Origin of the sequence: Agrobacterium tumefaciens (assembly GCF_005221385.1) — a bacterium.
Taxonomy (GTDB): domain Bacteria; phylum Pseudomonadota; class Alphaproteobacteria; order Rhizobiales; family Rhizobiaceae; genus Agrobacterium; species Agrobacterium tomkonis.
In genome coordinates this window covers 511,648-537,181 of the sequence record NZ_CP039903.1, presented here as the reverse complement: position 1 = coordinate 537,181, position 25,534 = coordinate 511,648, and the positions used below count along the sequence as shown (strand labels likewise).

General features: G+C 58.0%; 21 protein-coding genes and 1 tRNA gene. 9 read left to right on the top strand and 13 right to left on the bottom strand.

The genetic code is table 11. The annotated features are described in order from the left end of the window. Nucleotides 1-231 precede the first annotated feature (231 nt). The 5 genes from CFBP6623_RS02630 to CFBP6623_RS02605 all read right to left on the bottom strand — a co-directional run bounded on the left by CFBP6623_RS02630 (nucleotide 232) and on the right by CFBP6623_RS02605 (nucleotide 5,128). Nucleotides 232-1,272 (bottom strand): sulfate/molybdate ABC transporter ATP-binding protein, encoded by a 1,041-nt coding sequence (locus CFBP6623_RS02630; protein ID WP_046798549.1) that lies wholly within the window; start codon nucleotides 1,270-1,272, stop codon nucleotides 232-234. Between the two features lie 11 nt (nucleotides 1,273-1,283). Continuing rightward, nucleotides 1,284-2,156 carry a sulfate ABC transporter permease subunit CysW gene (gene cysW, locus CFBP6623_RS02625; RefSeq protein WP_046798548.1) on the bottom strand — a complete coding sequence of 291 codons (873 nt, stop codon included), beginning with the start codon at nucleotides 2,154-2,156 and terminating at the stop codon, nucleotides 1,284-1,286. Continuing rightward, the gene (gene cysT / locus CFBP6623_RS02620; RefSeq protein ID WP_010971172.1) at nucleotides 2,149-3,006 is read right to left on the bottom strand and encodes a sulfate ABC transporter permease subunit CysT; all 858 of its coding nucleotides are present in this window, start codon (nucleotides 3,004-3,006) and stop codon (nucleotides 2,149-2,151) included. The genes cysW and cysT overlap by 8 nt, the downstream gene beginning before the upstream one ends. A 196-nt stretch (nucleotides 3,007-3,202) precedes the next feature. Continuing rightward, the gene (locus CFBP6623_RS02615; protein ID WP_046798547.1) at nucleotides 3,203-4,228 is read right to left on the bottom strand and encodes a sulfate ABC transporter substrate-binding protein; all 1,026 of its coding nucleotides are present in this window, start codon (nucleotides 4,226-4,228) and stop codon (nucleotides 3,203-3,205) included. A 459-nt stretch (nucleotides 4,229-4,687) separates the two neighbouring features. Further along, nucleotides 4,688-5,128: an RrF2 family transcriptional regulator gene (locus CFBP6623_RS02605; RefSeq protein WP_046798546.1), complete on the bottom strand. Its 441-nt coding sequence runs from the start codon at nucleotides 5,126-5,128 to the stop codon at nucleotides 4,688-4,690. 204 nt (nucleotides 5,129-5,332) lie between these two features. Here CFBP6623_RS02605 and CFBP6623_RS02600 point away from each other — a divergent pair, with 204 nt between their 5' ends. The 4 genes from CFBP6623_RS02600 (at nucleotide 5,333) to CFBP6623_RS02585 (ending at nucleotide 9,291) form a co-directional block, all read left to right on the top strand. Beyond that, a complete protein-coding gene (locus CFBP6623_RS02600; RefSeq protein ID WP_162249026.1) occupies nucleotides 5,333-6,115 on the top strand; it encodes a phosphoadenylyl-sulfate reductase in 783 nt (260 codons plus the stop codon). A gap of 28 nt (nucleotides 6,116-6,143) precedes the next feature. Then, complete coding sequence (gene cysD / locus CFBP6623_RS02595; protein ID WP_046798545.1) at nucleotides 6,144-7,097, top strand: sulfate adenylyltransferase subunit CysD; 954 nt, start codon at nucleotides 6,144-6,146, stop codon at nucleotides 7,095-7,097. Further along, on the top strand, nucleotides 7,097-8,578 hold the full coding sequence (cysN, locus tag CFBP6623_RS02590) for a sulfate adenylyltransferase subunit CysN (RefSeq protein WP_046798544.1): 1,482 nt from the start codon (nucleotides 7,097-7,099) through the stop codon (nucleotides 8,576-8,578). The genes cysD and cysN overlap by 1 nt, the downstream gene beginning before the upstream one ends. Nucleotides 8,579-9,069: 491 nt before the next feature. Next, entirely contained in the window at nucleotides 9,070-9,291 is a 222-nt protein-coding gene (locus tag CFBP6623_RS02585) for a hypothetical protein (RefSeq protein WP_080842219.1), read from the top strand. 319 nt (nucleotides 9,292-9,610) lie between these two features. Here CFBP6623_RS02585 and CFBP6623_RS02580 read toward each other — a convergent pair. Beyond that, nucleotides 9,611-9,687, bottom strand: a tRNA-Pro gene (locus CFBP6623_RS02580). 264 nt (nucleotides 9,688-9,951) lie between these two features. On the opposite strand from CFBP6623_RS02580, the gene CFBP6623_RS02575 reads away from it, so the two are divergent. The 3 genes from CFBP6623_RS02575 to CFBP6623_RS02565 all read left to right on the top strand — a co-directional run bounded on the left by CFBP6623_RS02575 (nucleotide 9,952) and on the right by CFBP6623_RS02565 (nucleotide 13,393). Beyond that, complete coding sequence (locus CFBP6623_RS02575; RefSeq protein WP_046798543.1) at nucleotides 9,952-10,374, top strand: hypothetical protein; 423 nt, start codon at nucleotides 9,952-9,954, stop codon at nucleotides 10,372-10,374. A gap of 388 nt (nucleotides 10,375-10,762) precedes the next feature. Then, nucleotides 10,763-12,511 carry a malate dehydrogenase (quinone) gene (mqo, locus tag CFBP6623_RS02570; RefSeq protein WP_046798541.1) on the top strand — a complete coding sequence of 583 codons (1,749 nt, stop codon included), beginning with the start codon at nucleotides 10,763-10,765 and terminating at the stop codon, nucleotides 12,509-12,511. Nucleotides 12,512-12,742: 231 nt separating this feature from the next. Further along, the gene (locus tag CFBP6623_RS02565) at nucleotides 12,743-13,393 is read left to right on the top strand and encodes a hypothetical protein (RefSeq protein ID WP_046798540.1); all 651 of its coding nucleotides are present in this window, start codon (nucleotides 12,743-12,745) and stop codon (nucleotides 13,391-13,393) included. Between the two features lie 247 nt (nucleotides 13,394-13,640). Here the strand turns inward: CFBP6623_RS02565 and CFBP6623_RS27245 are convergent, their stop codons facing one another. Beyond that, nucleotides 13,641-13,931, bottom strand: a complete 291-nt coding sequence (locus CFBP6623_RS27245; protein ID WP_080842220.1) for an HNH endonuclease — start codon at nucleotides 13,929-13,931, stop codon at nucleotides 13,641-13,643. Between the two features lie 97 nt (nucleotides 13,932-14,028). After that, on the bottom strand, nucleotides 14,029-14,421 hold the full coding sequence (locus tag CFBP6623_RS02555; RefSeq protein ID WP_137002490.1) for a hypothetical protein: 393 nt from the start codon (nucleotides 14,419-14,421) through the stop codon (nucleotides 14,029-14,031). Nucleotides 14,422-14,870: 449 nt separating this feature from the next. Between CFBP6623_RS02555 and CFBP6623_RS02550 the strand changes: the two genes are divergently transcribed. Together CFBP6623_RS02550 and CFBP6623_RS02545 are read left to right on the top strand one after the other, a co-directional pair. Continuing rightward, a complete protein-coding gene (locus CFBP6623_RS02550) occupies nucleotides 14,871-15,737 on the top strand; it encodes a DUF429 domain-containing protein (RefSeq protein WP_080842698.1) in 867 nt (288 codons plus the stop codon). A gap of 98 nt (nucleotides 15,738-15,835) precedes the next feature. Next, a complete protein-coding gene (locus CFBP6623_RS02545; RefSeq protein ID WP_137002489.1) occupies nucleotides 15,836-17,014 on the top strand; it encodes a hypothetical protein in 1,179 nt (392 codons plus the stop codon). Nucleotides 17,015-17,057: 43 nt separating this feature from the next. On the opposite strand, the gene CFBP6623_RS02540 is transcribed toward CFBP6623_RS02545, so the two are convergent. Genes CFBP6623_RS02540 through zorA form a run of 5 tightly spaced genes read right to left on the bottom strand, consistent with a single transcriptional unit; the run spans nucleotide 17,058 to nucleotide 25,305 of the window. Next, nucleotides 17,058-17,846 carry an ASCH domain-containing protein gene (locus tag CFBP6623_RS02540; protein ID WP_080842224.1) on the bottom strand — a complete coding sequence of 263 codons (789 nt, stop codon included), beginning with the start codon at nucleotides 17,844-17,846 and terminating at the stop codon, nucleotides 17,058-17,060. Nucleotides 17,847-17,865: 19 nt separating this feature from the next. Then, nucleotides 17,866-20,964 (bottom strand): DEAD/DEAH box helicase, encoded by a 3,099-nt coding sequence (locus CFBP6623_RS02535; protein WP_080842225.1) that lies wholly within the window; start codon nucleotides 20,962-20,964, stop codon nucleotides 17,866-17,868. A gap of 8 nt (nucleotides 20,965-20,972) precedes the next feature. Further along, entirely contained in the window at nucleotides 20,973-22,280 is a 1,308-nt protein-coding gene (locus tag CFBP6623_RS02530) for an EH signature domain-containing protein (RefSeq protein ID WP_080842227.1), read from the bottom strand. Continuing rightward, on the bottom strand, nucleotides 22,277-23,275 hold the full coding sequence (locus tag CFBP6623_RS02525; RefSeq protein WP_080842228.1) for an OmpA family protein: 999 nt from the start codon (nucleotides 23,273-23,275) through the stop codon (nucleotides 22,277-22,279). The genes CFBP6623_RS02530 and CFBP6623_RS02525 overlap by 4 nt, the downstream gene beginning before the upstream one ends. Further along, nucleotides 23,275-25,305: an anti-phage ZorAB system protein ZorA gene (gene zorA / locus CFBP6623_RS02520; protein ID WP_080842229.1), complete on the bottom strand. Its 2,031-nt coding sequence runs from the start codon at nucleotides 25,303-25,305 to the stop codon at nucleotides 23,275-23,277. Before zorA ends, CFBP6623_RS02525 begins: the two co-directional genes overlap by 1 nt. Nucleotides 25,306-25,534: the final 229 nt, after the last annotated feature.

Sequence of the window (25,534 nt, the reverse complement as noted above, 5' to 3'; positions counted from 1 at the left end):
TGACGACGCGCGTGCGGATGCCCCTGCGGCAGGTTCGGTGCCCTACGTTGCCCTGAAACTTCTCTCCCCTCATGCCGGCCTTGATCCGGCATCCAGCAGACGCGAGTCTGCGCGGCGAGAAGGAGGCCTTTCAGCCCAAGGACTTGGGCTGGCTGGATATCGGCTCGAGGCCGGTATGACGGAGAACTGGGAGAGCGGCGGATCATCGACCGTCAATTACGGTCACGTCCCCTACTTCTTCCCGAACACCTTCCATCGCGTCGGGCGGAAGCGCAGTTCCGCACCAACGGCCACGGCGGCGTTGAGCGGGACTTCGATTTCGAGGTGATAGGGCTCGTGGCCGTTATTGGCGATGTCGATTTCGGCGATACGGGTGCCCGCGAGGCGGCGACAGGTGGTGACCTTGCCGTAAAGCGCGTCCTTCTCCTGCGTCAGCACCACATCTTCAGGTCGGAAGAACAGCTCGCCCTCGCCCGTGCCGCTCTCATCGATGCCGATGCTTTCACCCTGAAACAGCACATGGCCGTCGCGGATCGTTACCGGCAGGCTGGAGGATTCGCCGATGAAGGAGAAAACGAAGGGGGAGTTGGGCGTGTCGTAGACATCGTCTGCCGTGCCGACCTGTTCGATCTTGCCCTGGCTCATGACGACGACGCGGTCGGCCAGTTCCAGCGCCTCTTCCTGATCGTGGGTGACGAAAACAGTGGTGTGGCCGGTACGGTCGTGAAATTCACGCAGCCAGCGGCGCAGCTCCTTGCGCACCTTGGCGTCGAGCGCGCCGAAGGGTTCATCGAGAAGCAGCACCTTCGGCTCGATGGCGACGGCGCGGGCGAGCGCCACGCGCTGGCGCTGGCCGCCGGAAAGCTGGGTTGGATAGCGCTTTTCAAGACCGGAGAGATGCACCATGTCGAGAAGCTCGGACACCCGCCTGCGGATTTCCGCCTTTGGCGGGCGCTTGGCGGAGGGGCGCACCTTCAGGCCGAAGGCGATGTTCTCGGCCACCGTCATATGGCGGAACAGGGCGTAATGCTGGAACACGAAACCGACATTGCGCTCCTGCACCGTGCGGTGCGAGGCGTCCTCATCGCCGAAGAAGATACGGCCCTGCGTCGGCTGTTCGAGGCCGGCGATCAGACGCAGGAGCGTCGTCTTGCCGGAACCGGAAGGACCGAGCAGCGCGATCAGCTCGCCTGAGCGTATGTCGAGCGACACGTCGTTCAGCGCCGGAAACCGATCGAACTGCTTGGTGATGCCGGAAACTTTTACTTCCATAAAAATGCCTTTCAGTGCTTGCCGGCTGCGTTGCCCGCGCCAAAGCGTATTTCGAGAATGGTTTTGAGAACGAGCGTCACGAGCGCCAGACCGGCCAGCAGCGTCGCCACCGCAAAGGCAGCGCCGATATTGTACTCATTATAGAGTATCTCTACATGCAGCGGCATGGTGTTGGTCTCGCCGCGAATATGGCCTGATACGACAGAGACGGCGCCGAACTCGCCCATGGCGCGGGCGTTGCAGAGCAGCACGCCGTAAAGCAGGCCCCATTTGATATTGGGCAGCGTGACATACCAGAAGGTCTGCCAGCCGGACGCGCCGAGCGAAATCGCCGCCTCCTCGTCGCCATTGCCCTGATCCTGCATCAGCGGGATCAGTTCACGTGCGACGAAGGGAAAGGTGACGAAGATGGTGGCCAGCACGATGCCGGGCACCGCGAAGAGGATTTCGATGCCGTAACTCTTCAGCCATGGCCCGAGCACGCTGTGGGCGGAGAACAGGATGACATAGACCAGACCGGAAATAACCGGCGAGATCGAAAACGGCAGGTCGATGAGCGTAATCAGGAACGCTTTGCCCTTGAACTCGAATTTGGCGATCGCCCAGGCGGCGGCAACCCCGAAGACCACATTGAGCGGCACCGAGATGGCGGCGACAAGCAGCGTCAGGCGGATGGCGGAGAACGCATCCGGCTCCACAATCGCTTCCCAGAAGGCATCCGCGCCCTTGCGGAAGGCTTCGAAGAAGACTGAGACGAGCGGCAACACGAGGAAGGCCGCGAGGAACAGGAAGGCAACGGCGATCAGCGCCAGGCGAGCGGGAAGGCTTTCGCTGGCGGGATCGCGGAACGGCCGGGGGGACGTGCGGGAAGCGGCCTCAGACATAACCGTACCTCTTGCGGCTCCAGGCCTGAATGAGATTGATGAGGAACAGCATGGCAAACGAGATGATCAGCATGATGGTGGCGATGCCGGTCGCGGCCGCATAATTGAACTCCTCCAGCCTGATGACGATGAGGAGCGGTGCAATTTCCGAGACATATGGAATGTTGCCGGCGATGAAGATGACCGAGCCATATTCGCCGACGCCGCGCGCGAAGGCGAGCGCGAAACCCGTGAGGATGGCGGGCGTGAGGCTCGGCAGCAGCACTCTTGTGATGGTCTGGAAACGGTTGGCGCCGAGCGTGGCCGCCACCTCCTCCACCTGCCGGTCGATCTCTTCCATGACCGGCTGCACCGTGCGAACCACGAAAGGCAGGCCGATGAAGATCAACGCAATGACGATGCCGGTGGGCGTAAACGCGATCTTGATGCCAAAGGGCTCGAACAGCGAGCCGACCCAGCCGCGATTGGCGTAAAGCGTGGTGAGCGCGATACCGGCAACCGCCGTTGGCAGGGCAAAGGGCAGATCGACGATGGCATCGACAAAACGGCGGCCGGGAAACCGGTAACGTGTCAGCACCCAGGCGACGATGACGCCGAAAACGGCGTTGACCAGAGCGGCGATGAAGGCCGTGCCGAAGCTGACGCGCAGCGCATTCAGCGTTCGGCTATCCGTGGCAATCGCAATGAAATCTGCAAAACCAAGTTTCGCCGTGGACCAGACAAGGCCGCCGAGCGGAATAAGAATGATGAGAAACAGATAGGTGACGGTGTAACCAAACGTCAGGCCGAAGCCGGGTATGACGCTCGACTGCCGCCATTTCCACCTGTTTCCGGATGTATTATTGCTCATCAAGGCTCCGGATAATCTTTGTTTTTGTACATTTCCAGGACAGGAAACCGGGGTCCACTTTTCCTGGAAATGCCCTCTGGGAGCCGGCGTTCCCCGGCGTTTATTATAAAGTATCGACCGGCACGGCGTCCGGTCGATCAGGTTCTTATTGTCTTGTCCCTGCGGACGGGTGATCGCGTTTCACCCCATCATCCGCTTACTTTGCGGGCTTGTAAATCTGGTCGAAGATGCCGCCATCACCGAAATGTTCCGGCTGCGCCTTGGCCCAACCACCGAAGATCGGGTCGTCGATGGTGACGAGCTTGATATCGGGCAGCTGCTTCAGCAGATCCTTGGAGACCACGGCGGGGTTGGACGGGCGGTAGAAGTGCTTGGCCGCAATATTCTGGCCCTCGTCGGAATAGAGATATTGCAGATAGGCTTCCGCCGCCTTGCGGGTGCCCTTGGCGTCGACATTGGCGTCAACCACGGCGACCGGCGGTTCAGCAAGGATCGAGATCGGCGGCACGACGATATCGAAGGCGTCCGCGCCGAATTCCTGGCCGGCGAGATAGGCCTCGTTTTCCCAGGCCAGCAGCACGTCGCCAATCTGGCGCTGCGCGAAGGTGACCGTGGAGCCGCGGGCGCCGGTATCGAGAACCGGGGCGCGCTTGTAGAGATCGCCGACATAGGCCTTGATCTTGTCCTGGTCGCCCTTGAACTCTTCATTGGCCCAGGCCCAGGCGGCAAGGTAGTTCCAGCGGGCGCCGCCCGAAGTCTTGGGGTTCGGCGTAACGATCTGGATATCACCCTTCACCAGATCGCCCCAATTATGGATGCCCTTGGGATTACCCTTGCGCACCAGGAAAACGATTGTCGAAGTGTAGGGCGAGGAGTTGTGTGGCAGGCGGGTGCGCCAGTCCTTGTTGATCTTGCCGGAATTCTGGACGATGGCATCGATATCGCTCTGCAGCGCCAGCGTCACCACATCCGCTTCCAGACCGTCGATGACCGAGCGCGCCTGCTTGCCGGAGCCGCCATGCGACTGCTGGATCGTGACGTCCTCACCGGTATCGGCCTTCCACTTCTTGGCGAAGGCTTCGTTGAAATCCTTGTAGAGCTCACGGGTCGGATCATAGGACACGTTGAGCAGCTTGGTCTGCGCGGCGGCCGAGCCAGCGCCGCCAAGTGCCAGTGAAAGGCTAAGCGCGACAACGCTCAAACCGGACAGAAGCTTGGACATCGGTATTCCCTCCTGATTGCGATGGCTTAACTCTACCGGTTGAGTAGAGTTGGTCAATGAGGCCGAATACGATCGAAAAAGTGTTTCCCAAGAGCGTTTCCCCGGGCAACAAATACAGCGCAGCATAAGCGAAAGGCGCAACAAGCGTCGTGTAAAACTTTGCTGAATGCAAAACCGTTTCACTTTTTTGGCGATTTTTTGCCGCGATGGCGAAAAATATTATGGGGTTTTAGACGATTTTTTCGTTTTGAAGGAACGAGGCAAGGGGACCATTACAATCTCCTCATCCGTCATTCCGGCCCTGAGCCGGAATCCAGCCAGCCCAAGTCCTTGGGCTGAAGGAGTCGTTTCGCCGCGCAGACGCGCGTCGGCTGGATTCCGGCTCAGGGCCGGAATGACGGACGGGTTGAGGACCCTCGTTGCAAACTCTCGACAGCGAAACGTGAAAAAAGACGAGTGTCAGGCCGTCAAAAGCTCGGGCACTTCGACACCGGCCACCGCATCGGCGATGGTGGTGTTGAAAAGGATGTTGCGCGTCGCATCGGCCACGCGGGCAAAGACGTGGCGTATCTCGCACTGCTTTTCGCCGTCGCAATCCTCACAGCGGCGATAGGCGGTCTGCGAGAGGCAGGGCAAGGGGGCAAGCGGCCCGTCGATGAGGCGCAGTACCTCGCCGAAGGTGATATCCGAGGCCGGGCGCGCCAGCAGATAACCGCCCTGCTTGCCGCGCCGGCTTTCGACCAGGCGTTCCTTCTTCATTTCGAGAAGGATCTGTTCGAGGAACTTTTTGGGGATGGCCTGTTCGCGGGCAATGTCGGAAATCTGCACAGGACAGGCACCGTCGGCCTTAGCCAGCGAAAGGAGCGCCCTCAGCGCATATTTTGCCTTCTGCGAAATCATCGTAAAACCAGTAGACCACAAGCCCGGAAACCCGGCAATTCCGGCTTAGCGCAGAAGTTGTCACAATTCAAATCCAAGCTGCGAAGAAGGTGAACGGGTATCTTTTGCTCATACCCCGCACGCCTGAGGCATTTTTGCTCTCAAGTGCAGCGCACAAGCACTGTCATTTCTGTTCGCGGATAAGGATTTCAACAATAATCGGCCATGGAAATCCCGGACGTGACAATGACGATCAATTCAGCAAATGCCTTAGCCGATACCGCTTCCCTCGACGCCACGCTTGCCGAGCTCGATCTGGCGGGTCGGCTTTCGTTTATCGCCGGCCTCGGCGGGCGGGCGGTTTTCACCACCAGCCTCGGCATCGAGGATCAGGTCATCACCGCCGCCATCGGCACGCATCGCCTGCCGATCGATGTCGTAACGTTGGAGACGGGTCGGCTGTTCAAGGAAACCGTCGATCTCATCGATGAAACCGAAGAGCGCTTCGGCATTGAAATCCGTCGCTTCCGGCCCGAACAGGACGATATCGACGCCTATGCCGAAAAATACGGCCTGAACGGTTTTTATGAGAGTGTCGAAGCCCGTCACGCCTGCTGTCATGTCAGAAAGCTGATCCCGCTCGGCAAGGCGCTTGATGGTGCTGCCTTCTGGATCACCGGCCTTCGTCGCGGCCAGTCGGGCAATCGCGCCACGACGCCTTTCGCCGAATTCGACGCCGAGCGTAATCTCATCAAGATCAATCCTTTGGCTGACTGGGATATCGACCTTATCCGCGCGCATGTGCTCAAGGAAAACATCCCCGTCAACCCGTTGCATCAGCGCGGTTACCCCTCCATCGGCTGCGAGCCGTGTACGCGCGCCATCAAGCCCGGCGAGCCTGAGCGCGCCGGACGATGGTGGTGGGAAAACGACGAGAAGCGCGAATGCGGTCTTCACGTCGCCGGTGCGGAGCAAACATCCGCCGTTTCCGCCATCCCGCAACGATAATCATTCAGTACATCTCCCGGAGTTCACAATGTCCAACGCAGTCCACGAGACGGACAGCAAGAATACTGTCGCATCCAAGCCGCCGCTCGATCCCCATCTGAAGGCGCTTGAAAACGAAGCTATTCATATTTTCCGCGAAGTCGCCGCCGAATTCGATAACCCTGTGATGCTTTATTCCATCGGCAAGGATTCATCCGTGCTGCTGCACCTGGCGCGCAAGGCCTTCTTCCCCGGGCGCATTCCCTTCCCGCTGTTGCACGTCAATACCGGCTGGAAGTTCAAGGAAATGATCGAGTTCCGCGACAATATCGTCAGGGAATATGATCTCGACCTCATTTCCTACACCAACCCGCGCGGTGCGAGTGAAAACGTCACGCCCTTCTCCCATGGATCGGCGCTTTACACCGACATCATGAAGACCGAAGCGCTGCGTCAGGCGCTGGATGCCGGCCAGTTCGATGCGGCCTTCGGCGGCGCGCGTCGTGACGAGGAAGCGAGCCGCGCCAAGGAGCGCATCTATTCCTTCCGCACGCCCGACCATAAATGGGACCCGCGCAACCAGCGCCCGGAACTGTGGAACATCTATAACGGCATGGTCCGCAAGGGCGAAAGCGTGCGTGCCTTCCCGCTTTCCAACTGGACCGAAGTTGACATCTGGCGTTACATCGAAGCGGAAAACATTCCGCTGGTGCCGCTCTATTACGCCGCCGAGCGCCCCTATATCGAGCGTGACGGCATGATGATCCTTGCCGAGGACGAGCGTCTGGAACTGTTGCCCGGCGAAGAAATCCAGCACGGCTCGATCCGCTTCCGCACGCTCGGCTGCTTCCCGCTGACCGGCGCGATCCGTTCCGAGGCGACGACGCTTCAGGAGGTCATCGCCGAACTGGAAATCGCCACCGTTTCCGAACGGCAGGGCCGCGCGATTGACCGCGACCAGTCCGGCTCGATGGAGAAGAAGAAGCGCGAGGGGTATTTCTGATGAGTGCAGCCATCGCCAACACCCCCTCTTCCGCCACCATTCTGCCCTTTGCCGAACATTCGAAGGCAACGCGCGATACACGCCCGCTTCGTCTCATCACCTGCGGCAGCGTGGATGACGGCAAATCCACCCTGATCGGCCGTCTCCTCTGGGATACGAAAGCCGTCAAGGAAGATCAGGCCGCCACGCTGCACCGCGACAGCGGCAAGCAGAACGATCTCGGCCTGCCCGATTTCGCGCTGCTGCTCGACGGTTTGCAGGCGGAACGCGAACAGGGCATCACCATCGATGTCGCCTATCGTTATTTCGCCACCGACCGGCGCGCCTTCATCGTCGCCGACACCCCCGGCCACGAGCAATATACCCGCAACATGGCGACCGGCGCTTCCACGGCCGATCTCGCCGTGCTTCTGGTGGATGCCCGCACCGGCATTCTGGAACAGACCCGCCGCCACGCCACCATTGCGGCGCTGATGGGCATCCGCCAATTCGTGCTGGCGATCAACAAGATCGACCTGACGAATTACGACAAGGCCGGTTTCGAGCTGATCGCCCATGAGTTCCGCGAATTCGCGTCCAATCTCGGCATCAAGCAGATCACCGCCATTCCGATGTCGGCGCTCAAGGGCGAAAACGTCGTGCTATCAGGCAAGGCCGCCATGCCCTGGTATGAAGGACCGACGCTGGTCGAAACGCTGGAACTGGCAACGGTTCGCTCGGCGCAATCGGGCGGCTTCCGTTTCCCCGTGCAGCGTGTGTCTCGTCCCGGCGAAAGTTTTCGCGGTTATCAGGGCACAGTTGCCGGCGGTTCGGTGAAGCCCGGCGACAGCGTCGTCGTCCTGCCTTCCGGCATGGTCGCCAATGTCAAGCAGATCGTCACTTTCGATCTGGTGCGCAACGCCGCTGTGGCCGGTGACGCCATCACGCTCGTGCTCGACCGTCAGGTGGATGTGTCGCGCGGCGACATGATCGTCTCCATCGAGGCGCAGCCACAGACGGGGCTTGCCTTCGACGCGCAGATCGTGGCTTTGCAGCCCGGTGGCATCGAGGCCGGAAAGCGCTATTGGCTGAAAAGCGGCAGCCGCCGCCAGCGTGTCAGCGTGCAGCCGATCAGCCAGTTGAACCTCAAGGAAGGCGAATGGCAGGCGCATGAGACGTCGCTTTCCATGAACGCCATCGGCAAGGTGCGGCTCTCCTTTGATGAGACGGCGATTTTCGATGCCTATGAACAAAACCGGGCGACCGGCTCCTTCATCCTGATCGACCCCGACACCAACAACACGGTTGCGGGCGGCATGATCACCAGCAAGCGCAGCGTTGGCGCGGCGGAAGAAAAGGGTGACCGGGTCATTCTGTCCCTGCCCGCCGATCTTGCGGAAAAGCTGCTGGCGAGCGAGTTGCTGGCCAGACATCGCGACGAGATCGACATCCGCCGCACCGACGTGGCGACCGCCTCAAGGCTGATCACCGATCTGGACTGAGAAAGTTTGCGATACAAACAAAAAGGCGACCGCAAAACGGTCGCCTTTTTTCGTTGCGGGCCATTGGTGTGAGGCGCCGCTTAAAACACGAACATATAAAGCAGAATGATCACGACGACCGGAACGCCCATAGCCCACAGTGCAATACCCTTCAGCATATTATCCTCCATCGTTGTTGTGAATGGATAACGGCTGAAGCGCGGTTGCGTTCCCTGTGGCTGAGCCGACATTGGCTTCATGCAGTTGATAACGGCAATGCATCAGGTTTGCGAAGGCGGGAAAAACCGAGAAGATGGCTCGCCATTGCACCCCGCCACATTGGCGCTGAAGCCTGCGCCGTCACCCATCGCGCAACCACGACCTGTTCGCTGTTCGCAGGGAAACCCGTGGAACCGCGTTCAGGCCCGGTTAATGGCCGACACGTCACTCTCTCAACAATGGAACTACGTACTCCAGCGCACGTTGGGGTCCGTCATTGGGAGATTGAGATCATGAAAATTTTGACTGCAGCGATCTGTCTTGTTTCGGTCGGCATCCTAAGCGGCTGTGTTGACGATCGGGGATACCGTAGCGGCGGATACTATACGACAGGCGTATACTACCGCTCCTATGACCGCGATCGCCACTACCGCGACTATGATCGCCGCGACTGGCGCGACCGGAGGGATTGGCGTGATCGTCGCGACTGGCGTGGTGACCACCGCTACCGCTGATAATGATCGACTGGACCTACATCAGGCCGATTATTTCTGGAACTGGTGATGGGATGGTTTGACGGACGTCCGGCGCGCGGGGCCGTTGTTTGCTTTTCTCATTCTCGCGCTGACGAGAATGAGAAATTCACTGCTCTTACAGTCGCTAATGTGGAGACTATGGACGGCACAACTGGGTGTCGAGCCCGCACAGTCGGCGACTGCATTCGAACCGGCCAGGGTTTTAAACGGTCCGGCTTTGATACGAGACTTTATATTCAGGGATTTTCAGGAAATATCGGGATCAGTTGCAAGCCATCGTGAATGTAAGGCTTTCAGCTGGTCGGAGTGAGAGGATTCGAACCTCCGACCCCCACGTCCCGAACGTGGTGCGCTACCAGACTGCGCTACACTCCGTGACCAGCGGCGCTTCTATAGACCAGCCTCCAGCATTCGACAAGCGGCATATTGCATTTTTTATGACAAGTTTTCTCCCTGCAGCGAGGCAGCCTCGCCAACCGCTTGCGGCAAAGGGCGCAGGGCTGAAAAACGTTACAAAAAAGCAATTGTGGCAGGAAATTTTCGTCAAGCCGCATACCTCCCCTGCCCGCCGCCGCCAAATCTGCTAGGGGAACGGAATGACCGGCGGGATGCCGGACACGGCACAAAGGACATTTCACCATGCTATTTCGCAGCATAACGCTCGCAGGGCTCGCCATTGCGCTCTCCGCCTGCACGACATCGGAAGGCTCCTCCGTCCCTTCCTTCACCCAGAAGAGCCCCGTTGAAACACGGTGGGTCGGTCAGTCGGCAGGCATTTTCTTCGCAAAATTCGGCCCACCGCTGAGCGACACGGAATCCGGCAGCTCCACCGTCTATAACTGGCGCGGCGGTTACAAGAAGGCCACCATTCCGGCCAGGTTCGAAGAAGGCAAGGACGGCAAGAAGGGTCGCCAGATTTCGCCCGCCCGCACCGCCTCGCTCTCCTGCACGGTGCAGCTGGTCGTTTCCAGCAATTATACGATCACCTCGGTGCGCACGGTCTCCGACCGCCCCGGCGTCAACGGCCCCAGCTACTGCGCGGAATTCCTCGCCGCGAACTAAGATTCGCCCCGGAAACCGGACGAACGAGGCCCGCCCGAAACGGCGGGCCTTTTCACTTTTTCGGGATTATTGTCATTTTCCTGAAAAAACTCTCGCCTAAAATCACAAGGCCCGTTCCATTGCGCCATGCAAGCACGGGATTGTGGGCCGTTGCGCAATATTCGGCCCACAGAGCACTTTCAACCGTTTGAAAGCCCTGCCTGATCTTCGCATTCATAAAACTGACAATCCGCAAGACCGGAAAAAGCGCTCTTGCGGCCATATATCCCGACAAGCCAGCTGCAAAAACGCTTGAACTGGAGTGAAAGAGTCCGGGTTGTGCCGCTTTGCGCTTTGCTATAACGGGGCGGACGGGAGGAGTGTTTTTAACACAAAACAAGAATCAGGTATGGCCGTGACTCCCATCGATCAAGACAAATCCCAGCTCACTGATCTTTCCCAGGACACCTCCCTTTCCCAAGCATTTCCCCCCGGCGCGCTTCCAATGAACCGCCGTCAGGTTCTGGGTGGCGCGCTTGCCGGGATTGCCGCAGCGGCGCTGCCCTCCTCTCCACTTCTCGCCAGCACGACCGCCAAGAAGGTCGACGTGCTTTTGATCGGCGGCGGCATCATGAGCGCGACGCTCGGTGTATGGCTGCGCGAACTCGAGCCAACCTGGTCGATGCAGATGCTGGAGCGGCTGGATGGCGTGGCGCTTGAAAGCTCCAACGGCTGGAACAATGCCGGCACCGGACATTCCGCGCTGGCGGAACTCAACTACACGCCGGAAGACGACAACGGCAACATCAAGATCGCCCAGGCGATCAACATCAACGAATCCTTCCAGATTTCCCGGCAGTTCTGGGCTTGGCAGGTGAAGAACGGTGTTTTGAAGAACCCGCGCTCCTTCATCAACCACACGCCGCATATGAGCTTCGTCTGGGGTGATGAAAACGTCGCCTATCTGGAAAAGCGCTATCAGGCGCTCAAAACCAGCCCGCTTTTCGCCGGCATGGAATATTCCAGCGACCCCGAGCAGATCAAAAAATGGGTGCCGCTGATGATGGAAGGCCGCGATCCTTCCCAAAAGATCGGCGCGACCTGGTCGCCGCTCGGCACCGACATGGAATTCGGCGAAATCACCCGGCAATTCGTGTCGCATCTGCAGGGCGACCAGAATTTCGACCTTCAGGTCAACAGCGAGGTTTCCGACATTCAGCGCAATGCCGATGGCAGCTGGCGCGTGACCTATACCAACACCAAGACCGATGCCGAACAGGTGGTGGATGCGAAATTCGTGTTCATCGGCGCCGGCGGCGGCGCGCTGCATCTGTTGCAGATGTCCGGCATCCCGGAAGCGGACGATTATGCCGGCTTCCCGGTGGGCGGTTCGTTCCTCATCAACGAGAACCCTGACGTGACGATGCAGCATCTGGCCAAGGCCTATGGCAAGGCCTCGGTCGGCTCCCCGCCGATGTCGGTTCCGCATCTCGATACGCGTGTGCTGGGCGGCAAGCGCGTCATCCTGTTTGGACCTTTCGCCACCTTCTCCACCAAGTTCCTGAAGGAAGGCTCCTATTTCGATCTCGTCTCCTCCGTCACAACAAGCAATGCCTGGCCGATGGTACGGGTGGGCATCGATGAATATCCGCTGGTGGAATATCTCGCCGGCCAGCTGATGATGTCGGATGACGACCGTTTTGCTGCGCTGAAGGAATATTTCCCCAATGCCAAGCAAGGCGAATGGCGCCTGTGGCAGGCCGGCCAGCGCGTGCAGATCATCAAGCGCGACGAAGAAAAGGGCGGCGTGCTGCGGCTCGGCACCGAAGTCGTCGCCGCACAGGACGGCAGCATCGCCGGCCTGCTCGGCGCTTCGCCGGGTGCTTCCACGGCCGCGCCGATCATGCTCAGCGTTTTGGAAAAGGTCTTCAAGGACAAGGTGGCGACGCCGGAATGGCAGGCCAAGATCCGCCAGATCGTGCCGAGCTACGGCACCAAGCTCAATGACGACCCGGAAAAGGTACAGCAGGAATGGGCCTACACCGCCGAACACCTGCAACTGCCGACCCCGCCGCAGATCGACCTTGAGGCGCTGAAGGGTGCCGGTGCGGCACCTGCGGGTGCACCGGTGAAGAAGGTGCCGGATATCGCGCTTTAAGGCTTGGCTGCGATTTTTGAGTTTGGACGCCGCGTGTCTCTGGATGCGCGGCGTTTTTATTGGAGATGACTTCTGCGCCCGCACCGTCATCTTCTATCGCCGTCCAAAATACTGAACCTGTTTATAAGTGATTGTCATCAGGCAACCGCACCAGAATCACACCTTCAGCTTATCTGATTTGACTATCTGTAGATTTATCTGTACAGATAGATATATATCTGGAGGAAACATATGTCACTAAAAATGACGGCGACCGGCGTGCAAAAGCTGGCAGAGGGCATATGGCGGCTAGATATGCCGCCTCATCAGGTGAGGTTGCTGGGCAATCCCCCTAGCGCTATGGGCGAGCGCAGCATTTTGTTACTTCGCGAAGGAAAGTACGAACCCGCAGCAGGCACATTAGAGTTCGATATCGGCGACGCCTCTGCATTGAATGTGGGGACGCAGCAGGAGACTATCGTTCTGTTATCGACCGCCGAAGTTTCTTTAGTACGCCGCGAAATCGAGAAGCCTATGGATGGATACTCGATATCAATGCCTACAGGCGATCGCGAGTTTCTGCAGTTGGTCCAAAGCAAGTTGCCCGATCCAATGCAGAGAGCTGCCGCGCAATTGCTCGAAGGCGTTCGGAAACGCTATCCAGGAGAACTGAAGCGTGGTCAATCCCGTAACTTCAGCGAAACCCCGGATAACTTCTGGTACGTTATTGTGCAGCCCCGTGCGGAGGAACTATCTGTTACCGTTCGCGGCACAGTTGACCACTTTTCTCGTGTATCGAAGTTGGAGATCAAAGATGATCGAGGAAATACACGTTTTAAGGTGCGTGGCCCTAACGACGTCGAAGCTGCGCTTGAGCTAATTTTCCACGCTCGGCGTCGATAGTTCCGAGGCGAAGCCGGTTGCCCGCGAAATGAGAGTTTTGGCTGGGGCGCCAGGATTCCCAGCTAAGGAAATTGCCCTTTTTCAAGTCTTTGAGAAGGTTAACAAATCCTGATCACCTAATATGCTTGTACGACACTCTTGTACGACATTCCGGAGCGGCAGTCCGGGCGAATATGGAAGGGTGCGGAAATTATTTCCGCGTAGACTCGATTGTCGCCCTTCGCATTCCTTCTGAGACACACTCAATCTACGTCGCCCGGCTAGCCGTGTAAAATAGCGCATACAGATGATGTGGCAGCCACTTCCCTCGCGTGAGGCGTTTGCGAACGTGGGCGATATGATCGGAGGATGACAAGGGTTCCCTTCTTCGATGTCGAGCTCGATTGCAAAACTGGCAGGCGGCGACAATGTTTGCCTGACCATTATTTCCCCCTTGGTGGCGCGCAACAAGGTGCTCCGCTGTGCAGCGAAAGCGTTGCGCCTCCTTTCGCGACACTCCGTACCGCCGGACGAACAATTGGGGATCGCGTTCCCACATCGGCAGCCCGCAATAGTAACAAAGCCACCCTTGGCGGGAAGCGGCCCTGGTTCTTGCATTCGTCAGTGCTATTGCCGTCAACAGGTGTCCCTCACCTCTATTCTAAATCCGAAGCGCTATTGCCGAAAAGATCGTCTTGAGAATCGTCGAACTGGCCGCGAGGATCGCTGCGCGCGTGAGGAAGTAGGTCGTAGCTCGCAAGGTTGGCCATATCCAAAAAATACCGGCTCTTGCGTTTCGGCGCTCCACGAAGCCAACCTGCGAGTTCAGACTGGGACTGCCGCAGCCAAGGGGGGAAGGCTTCAGGGCTATCGTATTCGCCGTTGATCAAGCCAAGCAAAGCACTTAGGTAGATGGAACGTCCAACGCCGGGAAACTCGTAGACCTCGACGCCGCGGTTCCCGCGTAGTCTTTGCTCCAAGAGTTTGTGTCCTAGACCCAAGATCAGGTTATCTTCGGGATAACGCTCATCGGGGAGAAACCAGTTCACAATCTCTCGTCTACGCTCAATGTCAGCTGAGCCATGGAACGCACCGAGCCCCATATTGCAAATGGTGCAACAAGGAACCAGCTTACACTGGCCAAATTGGTTCCGTATCTCTCGTTTGGTGACGAGCCCACCTTTGGCGAAGCGGTGAAGAACATAGACAGGCGGCTGGTGGTCAACTCTGCCGTCGCTTGGCATGCCGCAATAAATGCACTGGTCCCCGGTAACGGGCACATAAACACTTGAAAACCGCTTCTCAGCAACACGCCGACTGTACTTTAGCACGCCCCTGGCCCAATCTCTTCAGGAAATGCAATACACCAACCTGAATAGGTTCCCTTCAGTTCGGGATAAATTACAGCACATCAATCAGAATCGGCGAATATTTGTTTGGAATGATTAACAATCATCTATCAGTATATTCGCAGCATCCAGGCCCCATAAGAGGAATGATGAGCCAAGAATGGGATGCAGCGACCGGCGGCGCTCGTGCAGCTGTCATCGGCATAGACGCTGCGTGGACTTTGACACAACCGAGTGGCGTCGCGCTCGCCGTCCTAATTGGCGATGAATGGCAGCTTCGAGCAGTAGCTCCGTCGTATCAACGCTTTCAGGCTTTGGCTGATGAAAGTCTTGTTTGCGAACCCAAGCCTCTCGGAAGAACACCGGATGTCAGGGCACTTCTCCAAGCTGGGAGGAAATTGGCTGCAGCGCCGATCGACATCGTCGCCATAGACATGCCCCTGTCAAATTCTCCGATTGTCGGCCGGCGCCGGTCGGATGATGCGGTATCACGAGCCTATGGTGGTCGGAAATGTAGCACGCACTCACCGAGTGACATTCGCCCGGGCATCATCAGCGACACATTGCGCGCGCAGGCCGAAGGTGAGGGCTACGCCTTGGCCACAGAGGCAATTTTTCCACGAGCTCTGATTGAGGTTTATCCTCACCCCGCCTTGGTTGAGCTCGCTTGTGCCGTAGAGCGGTTGCCCTACAAGGCGCAGAAGGTTCGGAAATATTGGCCGAGCATCAATGCCCAACAACGGCGAGAAAATCTTCTCTTTCAATGGTACGAAATTGTTAGTCTGCTCGAAGCCAACATCTCCGGTGTTGGGCGAATGTTGCCGCCGATCGAGCCGAAGGCGAGTGCGGTGGAGCTAAAGGCCTTTGAAGACATGCTGGATGCAATCGTCTGCTGTTGGGTTGCCATCTGCGCGCTTCAGGGACGCGCGATCCCATTTGGAGACGACACGTCCGCGATCTGGATACCGACACCACTTGCCTCGACGACAAACGCAACCCCGGCCTTGGGGAAATAATTTCCGCATGCCGCGTCCTATCTGGACACGCTGCTACCTGTGCGCCATCTTTGGTTACATTGCAAATCTATCATCTAACGGAAGGTGGAAAGACGAGCGTGACGGGCCACAATCACTATAGCGATTGCACCTGCGGCTGGTGTGTGAATTTCGGTCGGTCAAGAGCGGCGCTCGCGGACTACACGCAGAGCTTTCGCGAGCGCGATGCGCGCCTTCTTCTGAAGCAGCGGGGAGCTAATTCGGTTTCCGGATGCTACGTAAACCCCAACGCGCGTTGCCCTTGCTGCAATGCACCAGTTTTCTTCTACGCGAACGCCGCGGGGAGCCGCGTCTATTTCGATGATCTCGGCCCCCCTTGGCCAAAACACCCATGCACAGATAACCCCCGCGCATCGGTCTCGTTGGCCACCGGACCAGTAAACCGGCCAACGCGCCGCAACAAAGGGGAAGTAAAGGAATTACTCAGCGCGTCCAGTGCCGCGGGCCTCTCCAAGTTCCGGACGTTCGGCCGGCGGTACGAAGGCGAGTGGACACTTGTTGTCGTTCTAGCGGTCGACCGACGGGGCCACGAAAATAAAGTTGAGGGCGAGTTCCTGGACTCCGAGACGAATGAAACATTCAGGTTCACCTGCCACTCGGAAATGCCGCTGTTCGAGGTCGGCGAGTTTATCAGTGTCAATGGCGATCGAATCTCGTTTGTCGAGCGCGCGACTTTGCTGCCTGTGGTGTTCACCGCTGGCACATGGGTTACTCCTGCGCCGGCACGGTCAGTGGTAGAGCGGCCCGCGACCATACCGCGCCCAGTCTCCCAGCCAGCTAATAGGTCGAACCAACCGCAACTGATCCGGAAGAAACAAAAGCCGAACAGCGCTAACGGTTCGAAGTATGACATGACCAAGGCGGAGATGGTGCATTTCAATAACAAGAAGGTCGAACTTGCTGATTTATTCGGCAAGCTGGAGCCAGTCGTAAGGACGTACGCCAAAGAAGGGACGAGAAAGCCGAGAGATGTGGCCGTTCGCCTCAACGCACAAGGCTACAAGACAGCGTCAGGCTCAAAATGGACGCCCCGTCTCGTCTATTTCTTGTTGGGCCTAATGTTCAATGACAAGCCGGCAGCACCCACAGACAACGAACCGCATGGCAAGACCCGGCAACCTGGGAAACCGAGGCCAGATGCCACTCCAATGGCAGCGTCAGGAGAGATGTCTGTTGATGAAATCGCGAGCCGTCTTTCCCGCATTGGAAGGGTTGTGAGAAGCGAATCTGCCGAGTGAACGCCGAGACCATTACCACAATCAAACACAGCCTTCGGCTGATTCACCTTCGGATGCGAACCCTGTACTGATAGGGCGCGCCTTCTTCGACCAGTACATGATCCCCGGGCCTAGCAGCGTTATGGCGGAAGAACGATCCTATCCAGCCCCTCGCTCGGAAAAACTTCTTCGATCCATCCAGATCGGTGACAACCAACGGACCGCCATCCCACACGATCGATATCTCACGAGAGGCCCTCTCTGATTTGTTCGAACCACCCACGGCCCCCTTTGGAAATCGATCAAAAAATTCACGTAGATAAATGTGATTGTGATCGATGTTGCCTTGGGTAAGAACGCTTTCGCCGATTTGACGCCACACAGGGTCCGGGGGCGTGCCATTTGCTTCCAGGTTCATCACCGGCGCCGGCTCCGGGAGCGGGTCAGCTAGCGCTGCAATCTGATCCCTAATGGCCAAGCTTACGCTTTCGCTTAACGCGACCCAGGTCACGGCACCGTTCGGATGCTTGTAACTCACTGGCGAGGGAAGCCTCACAACATCAGCCAGAAACCAGGGCCTCTTCCATTTGGCAACCGCACCCGAACGGATCATCTCTTCTGGAATACGGTGGTGTTCAAAAGCCTCGATCATTTCCTGCGGGCTCATAGGACCGCCGGCGCCGGCCAATCGTGCGACGCCATAGACGCTCCCCATCCCTTTCCAGATCAAGCCAAACCATCCGCGGTGGCTTGTACCGGTGGAGCGCATCTCCCAATCTTTCTGGCCACTCAAGATCAAACTGATCCAAGGCGCGTCGATGACCAGCCCTTTGCTCACCCAAATGTCATTCATGAAAATCTGCCATTCTGTATCAATGGATGGGGTAGGAACCGTCAGCTTCTCGCGGCGGCAACTCCAGCTCGTCGCGAGCAAACATGGCCGCCATGGTCTTGCCAAGAGGGTCAGCCTCCATGCCTAACCGCTCGGACGCCATGCCCTTCTGAAGGCCAGCAACGTCGTCATCGACGTCCCCCATGGGCCAAAGCGCCGAACTGGCGAGGCGACGCTTGCGCATCATCAAGCTCTGGAGGAGGCAGTCAAAAGACTGCTCCCGATAGCCTTCGTGAATGGCCATGGGCAAATGCACTGTAACAGGCCGCGTCTGGCCAATCCGGTGTACGCGATCGTTGCACTGTTCCTCAACTGCCGGATTCCACCATCGAGATAAGTGGATGACGTGGGTCGCCGCCGTTAGCGTCAGCCCGGTGCCCGCTGCCTTTGGACCGAGAACCAGCAGGTCAAACCCCTGGTCGTCATCCAGATGGCGCTGGAACCGGTTCACAATTGCCTGACGTTGAGGAATGGGAGTGTCACCGTTGATGAGATCGACGCGCGGCAGACCTAGTTCACTGCGAACCAACTCGATGAAGCGATACTGCATCTGCCGGTGCTCGATGAAGACAAGGGCACGTTCGCCATTCGCTTTGATGCGATTCAGGATATCCATGGCAGCCTGTAGCCGCGCAGACGATACGACGAACTCATCATTACTTGCTTTGATTTCCAGCGCCGGGTGGACGGAAACGCTGCGAATGTGATGAAGCATTTTGAGCTGCGCGCCCATGCCGCCTCGCGCAAGCTTCAGTCGGGCATCGTCATATGCCAAGGCCTGAACATCCGGCATCAGGCGGGGGTGAATACGACGGGATTTGGCGGGCAGATCGGTTGCGACCGTTTCCTTCAGGCGGCGGACAGCAAGCGGCGGCGTGCCGCCACGGGGCAGAAAAACCCTGCCGTGCAGCTCGGCCATGTTGTCTTCCTCTGGCTTCGCATAGCGTTGACGGAAATCTTTGAGGCTGTCGAGCGATCCCGGTGCCAGCTGGTCCATGATTGCCCAGAGGTCAACAGTCGCATTCTCGATGGGTGTACCGGTGAGGCCAATTCGAAAATCAGCATTGATCGAACGGGCAGCAACTGCACGGAGGCTGACAGGGTTTTTCAAGGCCTGGATTTCGTCAAAGACAACGGCGGAAAAGGGTATGCGAGCCAGCGAATGCTGATAGTTCGTCAGCGTCGTATAAGTGGTGAGAAGCCAGTAGCGATGCGCCCGCCCCTCTGCCACGGCTTCATGCAGCGCGCCCAAGTCAAGCTTGGCCTCCCCATCGTCCGTGTCCTTTCCCTTCGCTCCCGTCAGCTTGCGTCCACCGATACTCGACCCATAGAGGCGGATCAGATGACCCAGCCCAGGCTCGTGCATGTGTCGGGCGACTTCCTGCTCCCAATTTTCGAGAAGGGATGTTGGCGCAACAACGAGAACAGGCCCCCGGCTCTGGGCTTGAGGACGAGCGATCACTTCCTTGAGCCAGGCCAGGAAAGAGATGGTTTGGAGAGTTTTGCCGAGGCCCTGCTCGTCGGCATTGAGGACGCCCGGCAATCCGGCCCGCCACGCGCCAACCTGCCAGATGAAACTCTCCTTCTGATGCCCTTTCAACGGCGTTCGAATGCCCTCGGGTAGGGTGTCCGGCAACTCGGACATGCGCGGCCTGAGCTTAGCGAGCCATTTGAGATCGTCGTAGTTCACTTCGGTATCGAGAACGAATGGGCCCACCTTTTCTGGTTTTGCCTCATCCTCGCCACCGTCGTCAGCGTCTCCCGACACCATCCGCTCGTCGATGAGCTGCAGCATTTCCGGTCGAGCGGGGACCTCCAAATCCTCGAAATCGACGGTCGGCCTTCCAGCCTCAATTGCTTCCTGGACGCGCTCGCGCAGGGTCTGCAGCTCGGCAGTATCCTGCCTGTCGAGGATATCGATCAGGCGCGCGCTGAAGTCCTCCGGCAGCCAGCTTGTCCCGCTATCCTCGAACTCGCCGAGACCCGGCTTTTCATACTTGACGACGCCAGTAACCCGTTCGGAAAATTCTCGGGTTTCAACAAGTACGGGACCAACCGCTGCCTCTATGGCTTCCTGCTCGGCCTGGGGCGACAAACCATCCAATTGCCCGGAAGAACGGAGCTGCGCCTCCATTGCTTCCGTTACTCGTGGCAAGGGATTACGGATGAAGGCGCGCCGCTCCTCGGGTGCTGCCTTCTGCATTTCAGCCATCACGGCAAGGGCCGGTGACGCTGACTGTTCTACCACCACATAACGACCAGGAGATAATCGATAGGCGGGCAGCGCCCCTCTTCCTCTTACCAATGTCTGAAATCGCTGCAGGTCTAGTCCCTGTACCTCGCTCATGGACTCGGAAACCTCGGCGGCTTCAGAAGCGCTACCATGCACCTCCAAGGTATCACCAGAGAACGGCACCACGTCGAAGTCCGTCTCCCCCTTTGGCGAGAGTGAGAAGCGGTCGACGAGACGCACCTCCAGACCGCTCAGAAAATCTGTCATCGAGATACGCGACGCCTCGTCCGAGGCTCCGCTGACAGCACCAGGATCAAGTGCCTTGCGGAAACGTCCTAGCGCCTCCCAATCGGCGGCGTCGTTTCCATCCGGCCGGTAGGCGTCGGCGATGGCGATGGCGTCCATCATCCACATAGGAATTCGTCGCAAACCGTTTGCGGTTTCCAGAATGGCTCCAGTTCGACGTGGCATTTGCCGTTGGCCATTGCGCGACCATTCGTACCTAAGACGGAAACCTGACGAACCGACAATTCCCTCCGCATCGGTCTTCAGCGTCATCTCTACCAAAGGCGGCAGACCGAGTACTGCGCCCGTTTCACCGGTGACGGACGCAGCGATGCGATGGGACAGGACGATGCGATCAGAATCGATCGAAAGCTGTTCGCCGAGCGTGTCCGCTGCCGCCCGTAGATCGGCAATAGCAAAGGCCAGTGAACGTTCGTCGGGACTCAGGTTCTGAAGATCAGATTTGACACTACGGCGCACCAACCGGTGCAGTAGACCCGCGCGCTCGTTCTTTGCGGACAGAGTGATTGTATCTGGAGAGAAAGAAGCTTCCAAGTTCATTTTTTCACCTAGATGTGTTCCAAGACCCAACTCTGCCAATCGCCGTTGTGCGATTTCGCATTGGAGCCGGGTATGAACCTGATGGCTTCACAGTCATATCGCCACTGGTAGAGCGCAGGCGCACGCTGGTTGGACTCGTCGAAAATGTGGACCTTATAGCTGTGAGAGCCCTCAACGACGATCTTCCTGCCGATCTTCAGTATAAGCAGTGATGTATTCGCGCGACCGTAGCCTGCCGTTTGAACGCCAAATCTCAACGTCCCCTTACCTCCCGCCCCGCGTCGCCTTGCCTCTTTCGCGGCGGAATCGCTGAAAGCAACCCAGGCTGCATCGATACGGCCACGATCATGCAGGCCGAGCCAAAATCTCCTGCGAGGCTCCCACATGTGGCTGTCTTCCACCTCAGAGACGACATCAAGGAAGAACCGGATATTCTCGCCCGTCAGCCAGCGCAGGATAACCGCCATCCTGTCTTCCGGTACTGCTGACCAAACGCCGCCACGCTGGACACGAGGATCACCGTAAATGCCGATGATGTTCTCTGTCAGGTAGCGTAGGTCATCGGGCTTCGGAGAATGCTTGACCCAGTGTCCAAGCAGAGCCGAGATCGCTTCGCCGGCGCCGGTCGTCTTCGCCTCCCTGCCCTCCGGCTTCAGCCACTCGATCAGCCGCTCCATCTCCACACGCTGATCGAGATGCGGCTCGATCTGCTTCACATAGGCCAGGTGGACGGCATTCATCAGACCAGGTGCGTGAGGGCTGCGAATACCAAGCTTCTGCAGGCCGATCCACAGATGGTCCATCAGCACCATCTGTCGCGCGACGGCATCGGCCACTGCATCGGGCGAGAGCATCTCGGGGATGGCATCGAGCATCATACGCCAGCGAGCTCCGAGACGCCTTGTCGCTGCCGACAATGCACCGGCCAATTGCCACGTATGTTCCGCGTTGGCATCAAAGCTGTCCATGTAGATGGAGAACATTCCGCCGAGAAACCCCGCCCGTGTCGAGGCGCGGGTCTCGCCGTAATAAAAATCTCGCATCTCCGCCAAATCAGGTCTAGTGCGACGATCCTCGTCGAACAACGCCCTGCCAGCGCTTGTAATCAGCGAGAGCTTCGTGTCCTCCCAGCTATTATTCTCCAGTTTGTCCCGAACAATGGCCACGAGTTTTTCACGGTCTTTCTCGGGGGGATTGGCGACGACGTCCGGCCAACGGGATAGAATTCGCTCTGTTCTGGATGCAAGTGAGTTCAAAGCCGGCAAGGCGGGCCTGACGAACTGACGGGTCTGGGAGAGGCTCTTGCTGAGGGTCAATTCGCGATACCCCCGGAGCTGTCTTGACTCAACGCCTGACGAATGCGGTCGATTTCCGCCGACTGGCTAGGCGTGTACATGATGATTCGCAGGTCGACGCGGCGGTTCGTATCTCGTCCCTCCTTCGTCGAGTTGTCCTTAACCGGACGCATTTGGCCGTATCCGGCGACGGACAACACGGGTTGATGTCGGAAGTTCAGAAAATCGACTAGCTCACCGGATTTGCCGAGAATTGTAGAAAAAGTGCTGTTTGCGCGATTAGTGGACAGGGCCAGGTTGGCCGTAAAATCCCCGGTTGAGTCGGTATGTCCTTCAATCTGCAAAGCTTCAATAATCGCATTGCCTGGATTACATTCGGCCGTCCACTTCGAACGCGGGCCAATCGTATAGCAGGGCAAAATCTGCGATAGCCTCGTTGCGACAGTTTCCACGATTGCCCTCCGGTCGGGGCGCAACGTGGATGATCCGGTTGCAAATAGGCCGTCGCCCTGAAAGCGCAAAGCGTCGGTTTCTTCACTGATAACCACCTCGAGATCAGGAAAATCAATCTTCAGCTGATCGCGTAGAGTTTCGAGAATTCGTCGTCTCTCGATCGCCGACGTGGCCAGGTAGGCTTCCAGTGGGTCAACTTTCCGAAGCTTTTCAAGCGCCTCTCTTAGCTCTTTGATCTCGGCCTGCAGCTTCGCGATCTCAGCCTGTAACCGCTCGATCTCCACCTGCTTCCTGTTAATCTCCTCCTTGAGGTTAGCGATCGTCTTCTCATGAACAGCGACGATTGCCTGCAGTCGGACTATCTCCTGTTGCGCGACATTCCTTTCTTTAATGACCTCCTCATGTATGGGCCTGGGTACGGTGTCCTTTTCGCTATATTGCTGGGCGAAGTAAGCTAGCAAAAGGATGATGATGAAGAGGAAGCTGACAGTCATGTCCGTCATGGACACAAATGCGCTCTCCTCCTCTTCCTCTTTGTAACGCGTCCGGAAACCGCCGCGCATCAGGCTCTCCGCGACTGCGGAGCGAATTGCTCGGCCTGTTCAACGATTTCACGCATGGTGTCGAGCGCAGGATTTAGCCTTTCCTGCAGATCCCGCACGTGACCGAACATGCCCTGGACGGACTTCTCCACATTTTCCGTGTAGAGATCGAAAGCCTGGCCGAGCTTTCCATCCATTTCATCGAGGCGGTCGCCCTGCCCCTTCAGACGTTCCAGCATCACAGAGACACCGCCCAGCGCGTTCTCGATGGATTTCGCTTCCGCCTGGAGGATTTCCTTCGCAGCGGCAAGAGCAGAGGCTGCGGACTCGGCGGTAGCCTCCGAAGACCTCGATACGGTGCTCGCCGCGTGTTGCGTGCTGTCAGTAAGTTGCCGGATCGAACCTTCCATGCGATCCACGACGGCTTTCACGGGAGTGACAGCAGCCACGAGTGAGCTTGCCGCCCCGTTAAAGGTACCCGCAGCCTTTTCCGAAGCATCGGCACCAGCCTTCACTCCATCGGCCATGCGCCGCATGTCTGACGTGCCGTCATTGAGCTGCTTGACCAGACCTTCGAACCTGTTGCCTATTTCAGCCAGCGGAGCGAGCAAGCCGGCGCCGGCTTTCTCGGAAACCTCTTCCGCGACCCGAGCAATCTCCGCGCTGGTGCGGCTGAACACCTCTGCAACGTCCTTGCCGGCAACGCCGATAGCCGAGCTCACCTGCTGACCTGCAAGTTTCATGCGTTCCTGCGCAGCTTCTGTTCCTGTTCGCGCTGCGGACTCGATCTCCTGCTTGAAGGATTCGGCCGCCTGGCGCATGTCCTCAGCCGCTGCCGACATGGCGCGCGCACCTTCGCCCGTATTATCGCGAATGCCCTCAAGCGTACGGTTCATGACCGCAAGGAGCTTCTCGGCACCTTCGTTAAACGTCCCCCCGGTTACCTCGGCCGTGTTCGTGATAGCCGCACGGAGGTCTTCCACAGCTTGGGCGACACGCTCCGTAACGCCTTCCATCTCCGAGCCTATCCGCCCCGAGCTTTGATCGAGACGGTCAGCAAGCAACCCAAGCCTTTCACCTGCATCCGAGATTTTCTGGCTAGCCTCAGTTAGCGCAATACCGATTGAATCGGTAAGCTTGTCCGAAATTCCGGACACCATATCTCCCACGCCCTCTGCGCCGAGTTTGCCCACTCGCTCTACGATCGGTGCCATTGCACCGGCGATCGAACTCTGGATTGCCGCCGGGAGCTCCTCTCTCAATGGACGGCCAATCTCCGCGACCAACTCCATCCCAATCAATCGGAAATGCTCCCGCTGTTCCCGGGTTGCCTTCAGCTGTTCTGTGGCAAGGGCCTCCAGACTGATATAGGTGAGACGCTGCTCAATGGCGGCACATAGTTCATGGATCGACTGCTCCAGTCGCCCGTAGATGCTTCTAAGAAGGATCGTGAAGACGATTGAGCAGAAAAGCCCCGTCAACGACATAATAAACTTCGCCGAGGCCACAGAAAGCAGCTGTCGCATGACACCGCTATCGATCTCTGCTCCTTGCGCCATCGTAGAGAGAGCGGCGATCAACCCCAGGAACGTCAGAAAAAGGCCAACCGAAACAAAGAGCCCGGGTACGATGCGCCAAAAGCCAACCCCAAAACCCAAGTCCTCTGGATTGAGAAACATGGACGGTCGGACGGCATTGCGAAGCACGACCTTGCCGTCTTCTTCGTGAGGTACAAGCGTCTCCTTGTACTTGTCCCACGCCGCCGCCAGTTGCCGGCGGTACTTGTTTGTGCTGCTTTCCTTGATTGAGGCGGACACAACGTCAATGTCACGGCTGAAGTCAGCCCCCGTAGGACTGTTCTGAATTTCGCGCTTGAGCCATTGAACTGCTTTCCGGCGCTGAAAGACTTCCCGAAAGAAAGCGGCAGTAAAAATCACCAGAAGAACGACAATTCCCAGAGCGACGATACCCGGAGCAGCCGCGTCCTTTACAAGATAATTCGCCGCGTCAAGAATCGAGGCAACGACGAAACTTCCAATTTCCTGAACCACTTAATCCCATCCCCAACCACTACCCATGAGCGGTAACGGATTGGAAACTATTAGAGGCACGGCCGTGCAATCAAGTACACCCAGGCGGTTTGCCCGAAACTCCACAAAATTGAACTGCGATGTGATTTATTTTCCACAACTTGCGAAAGAGCGGCGAATCCCCGTTCGGAAGTGTGTGAGACCGGAGATGCCCATCCGGGACGCTCGCGCAGCAAATCTTTGGCGTCCT

Excerpts from the sequence above, each read along its gene's own strand:
- CFBP6623_RS02630 (WP_046798549.1), bottom strand. The coding sequence starts at position 1,272 with ATGGAAGTAAAAGTTTCCGGCATCACCAAGCAGTTCGATCGGTTTCCG.
- cysW (WP_046798548.1), bottom strand. The coding sequence starts at position 2,156 with ATGTCTGAGGCCGCTTCCCGCACGTCCCCCCGGCCGTTCCGCGATCCC.
- cysT (WP_010971172.1), bottom strand. The coding sequence starts at position 3,006 with ATGAGCAATAATACATCCGGAAACAGGTGGAAATGGCGGCAGTCGAGC.
- CFBP6623_RS02615 (WP_046798547.1), bottom strand. The coding sequence starts at position 4,228 with ATGTCCAAGCTTCTGTCCGGTTTGAGCGTTGTCGCGCTTAGCCTTTCA.
- CFBP6623_RS02605 (WP_046798546.1), bottom strand. The coding sequence starts at position 5,128 with ATGATTTCGCAGAAGGCAAAATATGCGCTGAGGGCGCTCCTTTCGCTG.
- CFBP6623_RS02600 (WP_162249026.1), top strand. The coding sequence starts at position 5,333 with ATGGAAATCCCGGACGTGACAATGACGATCAATTCAGCAAATGCCTTA.
- cysD (WP_046798545.1), top strand. The coding sequence starts at position 6,144 with ATGTCCAACGCAGTCCACGAGACGGACAGCAAGAATACTGTCGCATCC.
- cysN (WP_046798544.1), top strand. The coding sequence starts at position 7,097 with ATGAGTGCAGCCATCGCCAACACCCCCTCTTCCGCCACCATTCTGCCC.
- CFBP6623_RS02585 (WP_080842219.1), top strand. The coding sequence starts at position 9,070 with ATGAAAATTTTGACTGCAGCGATCTGTCTTGTTTCGGTCGGCATCCTA.
- CFBP6623_RS02575 (WP_046798543.1), top strand. The coding sequence starts at position 9,952 with ATGCTATTTCGCAGCATAACGCTCGCAGGGCTCGCCATTGCGCTCTCC.
- mqo (WP_046798541.1), top strand. The coding sequence starts at position 10,763 with ATGGCCGTGACTCCCATCGATCAAGACAAATCCCAGCTCACTGATCTT.
- CFBP6623_RS02565 (WP_046798540.1), top strand. The coding sequence starts at position 12,743 with ATGTCACTAAAAATGACGGCGACCGGCGTGCAAAAGCTGGCAGAGGGC.
- CFBP6623_RS27245 (WP_080842220.1), bottom strand. The coding sequence starts at position 13,931 with ATGTGGGAACGCGATCCCCAATTGTTCGTCCGGCGGTACGGAGTGTCG.
- CFBP6623_RS02550 (WP_080842698.1), top strand. The coding sequence starts at position 14,871 with ATGAGCCAAGAATGGGATGCAGCGACCGGCGGCGCTCGTGCAGCTGTC.
- CFBP6623_RS02540 (WP_080842224.1), bottom strand. The coding sequence starts at position 17,846 with ATGAATGACATTTGGGTGAGCAAAGGGCTGGTCATCGACGCGCCTTGG.
- CFBP6623_RS02535 (WP_080842225.1), bottom strand. The coding sequence starts at position 20,964 with ATGAACTTGGAAGCTTCTTTCTCTCCAGATACAATCACTCTGTCCGCA.
- CFBP6623_RS02525 (WP_080842228.1), bottom strand. The coding sequence starts at position 23,275 with ATGCGCGGCGGTTTCCGGACGCGTTACAAAGAGGAAGAGGAGGAGAGC.